The sequence below is a fragment of the Microseira wollei NIES-4236 genome, assembly GCF_020521235.1.
Taxonomy (GTDB): Bacteria; Cyanobacteriota; Cyanobacteriia; order Cyanobacteriales; family Aerosakkonemataceae; genus Microseira; species Microseira wollei.
The window spans coordinates 1-8719 of sequence record NZ_BLAY01000273.1 but is presented as its reverse complement, the minus strand read 5'-3'; the positions used below and the strand labels follow the sequence as shown (position 1 = coordinate 8719).

Genomic DNA, 8719 nt, shown 5'->3' with positions numbered 1-8719 from the left:
GAAACGGATCGGAATCAAACTTAGCTACATTGTCAACCCTGTTCACCGCAAGGATGGCTACATCTATGCATGATGCCGATATTTGCCCAGATTTACCTAGAAATTATGTTTCAGTTACTCACCCCAACTCAATGTCAGAATCCCGCGAATAGAATTCGGGAGCTTGACTCAATACCATAACAGGCATGTGGGAAATGGGAAAGTGCTATTAGGGGTCGATTTCCCAGTAATAATTACCCCGTTGCCCTGTGTCATTTTTGCGCAAATTTTTGTAGAATTAGAATTCCTTGCTACTGGCTGACCGGGTGAGAGCAGCTTCCCACTCAGGTTCTAGCAGTGGCCTTGTCCATAAGGAGAAGACATCCCATGCAAAACTACGAAACTATGTATATTTTGCGTCCCGACCTGGGAGAAGAACAGGTCGAGCTAGCGATTGCAAAATATCAAAACATCCTGCGGGAGAATGGCGGCGAGGGAATCGAAATCCAGCATCGCGGTAAGCGCCGTCTCGCCTACGAGATTAAAAAGCAGCGCGACGGCATCTACATCCAAATGAACTATAAAGCCAAAGGCAACGCGATCGCTGTCTTAGAACGCGCTATGCGCCTTTCTGAAGAAGTGATTCGCTATCTCACGATCAAACCGGAAGCAGTGACTGAGGATACAGCCAAAGAACCTGTCGCAGCTGAAGCATAAAGACTCTGAGTGCAGGTCAGCTCTTGAGCGGGTGAGCAGGGGAGATGGGTAGTACCCCCACCTTCAGGAGAATGTACATTCAAATTCCCTTCTGCACCTCTGCTCACCTGCACCTCTGCTCACCTACACCTCTGCTCACCTGCCCACCTGCCCTATGCCCAACTCAGACCAGCATGATAAGATGGGCGCGAATGCCAGAAACAGTAAATTGGCAAGGCACGCCCATTGTTGGCAATATCGTCGATGAGGAGCGATCGTGATCCAAACTGACACCCCAGTCCTAAATAACCTGCAAACCGAAGTCTCTCACCTGCGGGAAGAGTTACAACTGCGCGACCAACTGGTACAACAGCTGTCTCAAGAACTCTTCCGCCTGGTTAAAGGCAATACCGGATTTTTACCTTCTCCGGAAATTGCCGAACGCAATCAAGCTCAAACCCTGGCGCTGCGGGAACAACTGCAAGGCGTCGAACAGCAAGTCACGTTCTATCAAGAACAACTTGCCGAAAGGGATGCGGAAATTTATCAACTGCGCCAGTCGGTGCAAGAATTGAGCGACCGCACCCGGATGCTGGAACAGGTGATCCAAGAATTGCCTCAGATTTATCGCCAAAAATTCGCCGAACGCTTAGCACCTGTCAAAGAAAAAGTGGCGCAGCTGCAACGGGAAAACCGCCAACTCCGCGCCGAACTGCAAAGCGTCACCTACCGTTTGGCTGTGAAAAACCGCCGCACGGGTGGACACCTCGATCTGCCTAGCTTCCAACGCCTGGGTGGCGGCGGTCAAATTAGTCTTCCCAGCTTCCGACATGTCTGAGGTTTGGATTGTAGTCGATGGGTTGGTGGATGCTCAAGTGGCGTCCACTTCCACGACCAATCAAATGGTTCAAGCTCTATTGCAGGCGATAAATCCCGTCACGCCAGTAAATGTGCAAGTTGTGGCAGCAAGTTCTCTCCCTCAAGCTGGGATTGCGGTCAGCGATAGCTTGACAAAAACACAATTTTGTGATAAAGAAAATATCCTGCTATGTCCTTTAACGCTGAATTTGCCAGATAATCTCCAGTTTCCAGGGAGTGCGGTCTATCAAGCTTGCCGCGATGTGACAAAATTGCGCCATCAGACCCAGGAGTTGGGATACGCAACGGGTGAGGGTAGCTTTTGGTTGCCAATTGTACTGACGGCGAAAGCGCCTTTGTACGCAGAAGTAATAGGTTTAAAAGACAACAAATATTATCAGCCGATACATGTAGGCGATGAAGTGAGGCAGAAACTATACCAATTGGGATGGAAAGTGTTGCGATCGCTCAACGCACCACCGGCGAATTACTTAGTGAAATTTGGGTTTGAAGGTAAAGATATATACTTCGATACGCTGGTGCCGTTTCCAGGGGAAGCAGCGCTCGCAAGTATCGGCATCCAATCCCCCGATCTGTTCGCCTGTCATTGGTACTGCTTAATGGGTTTGCCCCTATTTGAGCTTACGATACGTAGGAACGAAACCCAACTCAATTAAGGGTTTTGTTTAGGCGAAAAATTCGACGATTTCCTCAATCAAATCAATGGGGGGTAGGGAACATGAGTAAGTTTTGCTGTCAAATCAAAGTTTTTCGCTTGCCGTGCCCCTACAATGTTGCGTTATACCCAGTTGAAAACCGCTGTAACCCAATTGGATATGCAAGGGTAATTTTAAAGCAGAATTAAAATATAAATAGACTGCTCCAGAAAATAGAGTCTAAGGCAGGCAGGATGCCTACCCCACAAGAGTTTTTGGAGAGAGCTAATAGACCCGGCTTTAGGAGTTTATATGTCATCCTTAACGATTAAAGACTTGGAGAAACTACAAGCAGAGCATCCCGATCATCGCATGGAGTTAGTTAGCGGGAACATTATCGTTATGAGTCCATCAGGTTATGAGTCAGATGAAGTAGCGTTTGAGTTTGGTCGAGTTCTGGCAAACTGGGTTAGACCCCAGAAGCTAGGACGGGTAACTGGTTCCAGTGCTGGTTTTAGCTTACCAAACTCAGATTTGAGAGCGCCGGATGTTTCATTTGTTTTAGCGGAAAGATTGCGTAAAAGTCCCCGTTCTTTTGCTGAATTGGCTCCCGATTTGATGGTAGAAGTTAAATCTCCTAACGAGAGTTTAAAATCTTTGAGGACAAAGATTGAAGAATTCCTCGCATTGGGAACTAGAGTGGGTATTTTGATTAATCCGGAAAAGCGCATTATAGAAATTTATCGTCTTGGTCAGGATGTGGAAATTTTACGCGATGGTGATATTTTGACAGTGCCAGATTTACTTCCGGGATGGGAAGTTGCAGTTGCCGATTTGTGGTCGCCGGAGTTTGAGTAGAAGCGATCGCGAAGGCAGCGCACGCGCGAGCGATCGCACTGGCGGCAGAAAATAGAAAGCGATTGCGAAGGCAGCGCACGCGCGAGCGAACGCAGATCTTGCACCTGTTGTCATCACCCGACGGGGAATAAATTCCCCGTCTAATAGCTAAAGTCATGACCCGACGGGGAATAAATTCCCCGTCTAATAGCTAAAGTCATGACCCGACGGGGAATAAATTCCCCGTCTAATAGCTAAAGTCATGACCCGACGGGGAATCAATTCCCCGTCTAATAGCTAAAGTCGGATAAATCCGACTAAAACAGAAAAGATTTTAGTCCACTTAAGTGGACTTTAGCTGTGAGAGGTGCGATTTTAATCGTTGGCGGGTTAGAATCACAGGTGCAAAATCCCAGCGATCGCACCTATCCTGAAAATCGAGTAAATTAGCAGCTGTACCTTGATGTTTCTTTACAAAAATTGGAGCGGATACTGGTAGAAAAGGCGATATGCCTGCGGCACAATGTGGGTGGATAGAATAGAGAGATCGCATCTCACAAGGATAGCAGTATGGAACAACTGCACCAGACACAAGACATCATTGCCCAACGGTATCGCATCGTAGACACTCTGGGGCAAGGTGGAAGCGGCACAACCTACCTGGCACAAGATTTACAAACAAGTCAACGAGTCGCACTCAAAGCGCTTTCCCTGCATCGGATGAATGACTGGAAGATGATGGAGTTATTTGAACGGGAAGCCAAAGTTCTAGCTCAACTCAATCATCCTGCCATTCCCCGTTATCTGGAATACTTCCATGTAGATACGCCCTCTGACCGTTCTTTTTACATTGCTCAACAATTGGCAGAAGGAAAATCCTTAGCCGCGCTGGTGCAGGAAGGATGGCACGCTACTGAAGCAGAAGTGCAACGCATCGCCGCACAAATATTAGAAATTCTGGTTTATTTGCACGAGCAAATACCACCTGTCATCCACCGAGATATTAAGCCACAAAACATTCTCCGACGAGAAGATGGGCAGGTATTTTTAGTTGATTTTGGTGCAGTGCAGGATAGCTATTACAGTACTTTCATGCGGGGGAGTACGGTAGTAGGAACTTTCGGTTATATGGCTCCCGAACAATTCCGAGGACAAGCAGTTCCAGTCACGGATTTGTATGGTTTAGGTGCGACATTGTTATTTTTGCTCACCCATCGTTCTCCGGCAGAATTACCGACGGATGGACTGAAGTTAAATTTCCGTTCCCGCCTGCAAATTTCTGAAGAATTTGCAGGCTGGTTAGAGAAGATGCTAGATCCAGATGTAGAAGATAGATTTGCATCGGCTAAAGAAGCGCTCTCCGTGCTGCGGGGTGAGAGAAAGATTGCTCAAGTTCAGAGTACAAGAGGAGGGTGGAAAGCGCTCGCTTCCTTGGGAATGGCGACAATTGCGACAATTTTTGTGCTGAATTATTACCGATGGGCGATCTTAAACCGCTTTGGATTTGAGCTTTCTGAAACAGTATGTTACGACGCCAATGCCATCAGGAATTATATCAATCAAGGCGGCAATCCTAATAGCCTGAAAGCTCCCTCGTTGTTGGGCTGTGCGGCTGCATTTAACAACAAAGAGTTAGCTCTCCTGCTGATGGCCAAGGGTGCTGATGTCAATGCTAGGGATCAATCGGGCGCAACTCCGCTACACCGGGCAGCAAAGAACAACTCGAAGGATATAGCCCAACTGCTGATGGCCAAGGGTGCTGATGTCAATGCTAGGGATCAATCGGGCGAAACTCCGCTACTATGGGCAGCAAAGAACAACTCGAAGGATATAGCCCTTCTGCTGATTGCCAAGGGTGCTGATGTCAATGCTAGGGATCAATCGGGCGACACTCTGCTACTCTGGGCAGCAAAGAACAACTCGAAGGATATAGCCCTTCTGCTGATTGCCAAGGGTGCTGATGTCAATGCTAAGAATCAATGGGGCGCAACTCCGCTACTCTGGGCAGCAGAGAACAACTCGAAGGATATAGCCCTTCTGCTGATTGCCAAGGGTGCTGATGTCAATGCTAGGGATCAATCGGGCGCAACTCCGCTACTCTGGGCAGCAAAGAACAACTCGAAGGATATAGCCGAACTGCTGATGGCCAAGGGTGCTGATGTCAATGCTAGGGATAAAGAGGGTGTAACTCTACTACTCTGGGCAGCAATCAACAAGTGGAAGGATATAGCCCAACTGCTGATTGCCAAGGGTGCTGATGTCAATGCTTTGACTCAATCGGGCGTAACTTTGCTGCAATTGGCAGCAGGGAACAACTGGAAGGATGTAGCCGAACTGCTGATTGCCAAGGGTGCTGATGTCAATGCTTTGAATCAATGGAGCCAAACTCCGCTGCACTGGGCAGCACGGAACAACTCGAAGGATGTAGCCCAACTGCTGATTGTCAAGGGTGCCAATGTCAATGCTAAGGATCAATCGGGCGCAACTCCGCTGCACTATGCAGCAGAGCACAACTCGAAGGATGTAGCCGAACTGCTGATTGCCAAGGGTGCCAATGTCAATGCTCAGAATCAATCGGGCGACACTCCGCTGCACCGGGCAGTATTGTACAACGACAGGACGGATGCAGCCGAACTGCTGATTGCCAAGGGTGCTGATGTCAATGCTTTGACTCAATCGGGCGACACTCCGCTGCACTGGGCAGCATCGTACAACAAGAAGGATGTCGCCCAACTGCTGATTGCCAAGGGTGCTGATGTCAATGCTTTGAATCAATCGGGCGACACTCCGCTGCACTGGGCAGCCAAGGGTGTTGATGTCAATGCTTTGAATCAATCAGGCGCAACTCCGCTGCCTAGTGCAGCATGGGGCAACGGGAAGGATATCGCCCAACTGCTGATTACCAAGGGTGCTGATGTCAATGCTTTGAATCAATCGGGCGAAACTCCGCTGCATAGTGCAGCATGGAGCAACAGGACGGATGTCGCCCAACTGCTAATTACCAAGGGTGCTGATGTCAATGCCAAGAATCAATCGGGCCAAACTCCGCTGCACATCCCAGCATGGAACAACTCGAAGGATGTAGCCGAACTGCTCAAACGTTATGGTGCAAAATAGTAAAACAGCTCAACAAATGTATAAACCAACAGGTAGCAATTACAGCCAGCATCACCAATTCGATTAAAGCCATCATGGAATTCCTGCACAAATCAGGCGATATAATTGCCGAAAAATATCGCATCAAAAGTACCCTGGGACAGGGTGGCATCGGCATCACTTACCAAGCTATTGACTTACAAAACAATAACCTTGTAGCGATTAAAACCTTGTCTCTGCGGCGAATGACAGACTGGAAAGCCCTGGAATTGTTTGAACGAGAAAGTAAAATTCTCTCCCAACTCCATCATCCAGGCATTCCCCAATATCTGGACTATTTCCAGGTAGAAATAGAAAATGACCGAAGTTTCTACCTCGTGCAACAATTGGCAGAAGGAACATCTTTAGCCAATTGGATAGAAAATGGCTGGCGTCCCCAGGAATCTGAAGTTAAAGATATCGCAATTCAAGTCTTAAAAATTCTCGCTTATTTGCAAACCCTTACTCCTCCTATCATCCACCGGGATATCAAGCCACAAAACATTATTATGCGATCCCCGCAACCCCCCGAACCTCGGGGGGCATCAGAACCCCCCTTATTAAGGGGGGCATGGGGGGATCTGTTCCTAGTAGATTTTGGCGCAGTGCAAGATGTCTATCACCAAACTGTCACGGGTGGCAGTACGGTAGTGGGAACTTATGGCTACATGGCACCCGAACAATTTCGGGGGCAAGCAGTACTCTCCACAGATTTATATGGTTTGGGAACAACACTGCTGTTTTTGTTAACCCAAAAATCCCCGGCTGATTTACCCCAGCGCCGCCTAAAAATTAATTTCCGCTCTCATCTCCGCGTTGATAAAAAGTTTGCCAACTGGTTAGAGCGGATGATTGAACCAGAGATAGAAAACCGCTTTGATTCTGCCCAAGAAGCCTTAGCTGTATTGCAGAACGAACGCGCTGCTAAATCCAAATCGCTAACCCCTCGCAAACCGAAGCATAGCCCCATCATTTTAACTCGAACAGAGGAGCGTTTACTCATAGAAATTCCTCCCGTAGGGCTACGCACGAATCAGAGTAAACTGTTGATTTTTTTATCCCTAATTTGGAATGGAATCTCATGTTTAATACTCTGGATTATCAGAGATTTTCACAAGGCAAGTGCGATTAATTTAGAGAATCCCTTGGCTTGGATTTTCCTCGTCATCTTTTGGTCAATTGGCATATTGCTCTGGCGCGATTCTCTACTGGTTTCATTGTGTCACATTAAGTTGGAGATGAACCCAGAAAGTTTCCGAATTCAGCAGAGTTCACCGATTTGGTTATTCAAGCAAGTAGAAGAATTTCGTTCCGATATTAAGCAGCTAACAGTAAAAACAGGTTGGTTCAATCAGATTACAATGTGCGTGAGCAAAGCTCGATATCGCTTTGGCTTATTTTTGACTCAAGCAGAAAAAAAGTGGCTAGTGTGGGAGATGAGGAGTTTTTTGGAGAAATTGCGCTCTTAGCTCAAATCAGAAATTAAATTGACTGATAGTAACCTTCTGGGCCCTATAAGGGCGAAGCTTTCAGTTCTTGACAAATCATCAAATTTATGATATAGGAATTACGCACGACGAACCTAGAAACCGGGTTTCTGCGAAGATCTCTAGCTGCAAAGCGACGATTTTTCATAGAAACTTTGGTGTTTGCGTAACTGCTGTGATATATGAGTCATCCCACACCAGGGCGAATGACCATTAGCAATTAGCAATTAGCAATTAGCAACATTGACACACTTCCCAGGAGTAGGCCAAGATTAGAAGAACTATTAAACTTTGTAAAGGATTTTGTAGATGTCCTTGGAATTTATATCCGTAGAAAACATCGAGGAAATCGCCGGAAAATACGGCTACTTGGCAGTATTTCTGGGAATTTTGCTGGAAAACCTGGGAGTTCCTTTGCCTGGGGAGACTATTACCATCGCCGGAGGGTTTCTCGCGGGTAGTGGGAAGCTGAATTACTGGTTTGTTTTGGGTAGCGCGATCGCCGGTGCTTTTTTAGGCGGTAACTGCGGCTATTTTATTGGTAAATACGGCGGCTGGCCTTTGCTGCTAGGGATCGGGCGAATTTTCCGCATCAGCGAAGAAAAACTAGGAGAAATTAAACATCAGTTTGGCGAAAACGCCGGAAAAACCGTATTTATCGGTCGCTTCATCGCCCTGCTGCGAATATTCGCCAGTCCCTTAGCCGGAATTGTGCAAATGCCTTTCCTGAAATTTACAGCTTATAACCTAGCTGGGGCAGCCTTATGGGGTTCTGTAATGGTCAGCTTGGCATTTTTTGCTGGTCACATTGTCCCCTTAGAAAAATTAGTTGCTTGGGTGGCGCAATTTGCCGTCGTCGCTTTGCTGCTGCTGATGGCATGGATATTCGTTCCCTTGTGGTATGAGTCTCGCCAAGCCAGCAAGCAACTAAACCAGCAAGATTGATGTGAAGTACCCCACCGCATAGGCGGATGGGGCTTCGCGTCTCATTCGCCGTTGCTCTGTTGGGTGTATCTATTGCTAGATACCCGGAACTAAATCCGGTCTGAGTCTTACACAGCGTCTGGAGGT

8 protein-coding genes are annotated in these 8719 nt (G+C 47.4%); all 8 read left to right on the top strand.

Annotated elements, in window-relative coordinates; all coding sequences use genetic code 11:
* The first annotated feature begins 366 nt into the window (after positions 1 to 366).
* Complete coding sequence (gene rpsF, locus MiSe_RS45295) at positions 367 to 696, top strand: 30S ribosomal protein S6 (RefSeq protein WP_226593291.1); 330 nt, start codon at positions 367 to 369, stop codon at positions 694 to 696.
* Positions 697 to 767: 71 nt separating this feature from the next.
* Positions 768 to 956 (top strand): hypothetical protein, encoded by a 189-nt coding sequence (locus tag MiSe_RS45290; protein ID WP_226593289.1) that lies wholly within the window; start codon positions 768 to 770, stop codon positions 954 to 956.
* A complete protein-coding gene (locus MiSe_RS45285) occupies positions 953 to 1513 on the top strand; it encodes an Npun_F5560 family protein (protein ID WP_226593287.1) in 561 nt (186 codons plus the stop codon). Before MiSe_RS45290 ends, MiSe_RS45285 begins: the two co-directional genes overlap by 4 nt.
* Complete coding sequence (locus MiSe_RS45280) at positions 1506 to 2210, top strand: hypothetical protein (RefSeq protein WP_226593285.1); 705 nt, start codon at positions 1506 to 1508, stop codon at positions 2208 to 2210. The genes MiSe_RS45285 and MiSe_RS45280 overlap by 8 nt, the downstream gene beginning before the upstream one ends.
* A 291-nt stretch (positions 2211 to 2501) precedes the next feature.
* Positions 2502 to 3047, top strand: a complete 546-nt coding sequence (locus tag MiSe_RS45275) for a Uma2 family endonuclease (RefSeq protein ID WP_226593283.1) — start codon at positions 2502 to 2504, stop codon at positions 3045 to 3047.
* Positions 3048 to 3596: 549 nt separating this feature from the next.
* A complete protein-coding gene (locus MiSe_RS52385; protein ID WP_307731658.1) occupies positions 3597 to 6143 on the top strand; it encodes an ankyrin repeat domain-containing protein in 2547 nt (848 codons plus the stop codon).
* On the top strand, positions 6089 to 7630 hold the full coding sequence (locus tag MiSe_RS45260; RefSeq protein WP_226593281.1) for a serine/threonine protein kinase: 1542 nt from the start codon (positions 6089 to 6091) through the stop codon (positions 7628 to 7630). The genes MiSe_RS52385 and MiSe_RS45260 overlap by 55 nt, the downstream gene beginning before the upstream one ends.
* Positions 7631 to 7957: 327 nt before the next feature.
* Complete coding sequence (locus MiSe_RS45255; protein WP_226593279.1) at positions 7958 to 8593, top strand: DedA family protein; 636 nt, start codon at positions 7958 to 7960, stop codon at positions 8591 to 8593.
* The last annotated feature ends 126 nt before the right edge of the window (positions 8594 to 8719 follow it).

Coding starts and splice junctions, on each gene's coding strand:
- MiSe_RS45255 (WP_226593279.1), top strand. CDS start 7,958: ATGTCCTTGGAATTTATATCCGTAGAAAACATCGAGGAAATCGCCGGA.
- MiSe_RS52385 (WP_307731658.1), top strand. CDS start 3,597: ATGGAACAACTGCACCAGACACAAGACATCATTGCCCAACGGTATCGC.
- rpsF (WP_226593291.1), top strand. CDS start 367: ATGCAAAACTACGAAACTATGTATATTTTGCGTCCCGACCTGGGAGAA.
- MiSe_RS45275 (WP_226593283.1), top strand. CDS start 2,502: ATGTCATCCTTAACGATTAAAGACTTGGAGAAACTACAAGCAGAGCAT.
- MiSe_RS45280 (WP_226593285.1), top strand. CDS start 1,506: ATGTCTGAGGTTTGGATTGTAGTCGATGGGTTGGTGGATGCTCAAGTG.
- MiSe_RS45290 (WP_226593289.1), top strand. CDS start 768: ATGTACATTCAAATTCCCTTCTGCACCTCTGCTCACCTGCACCTCTGC.
- MiSe_RS45260 (WP_226593281.1), top strand. CDS start 6,089: ATGGAACAACTCGAAGGATGTAGCCGAACTGCTCAAACGTTATGGTGC.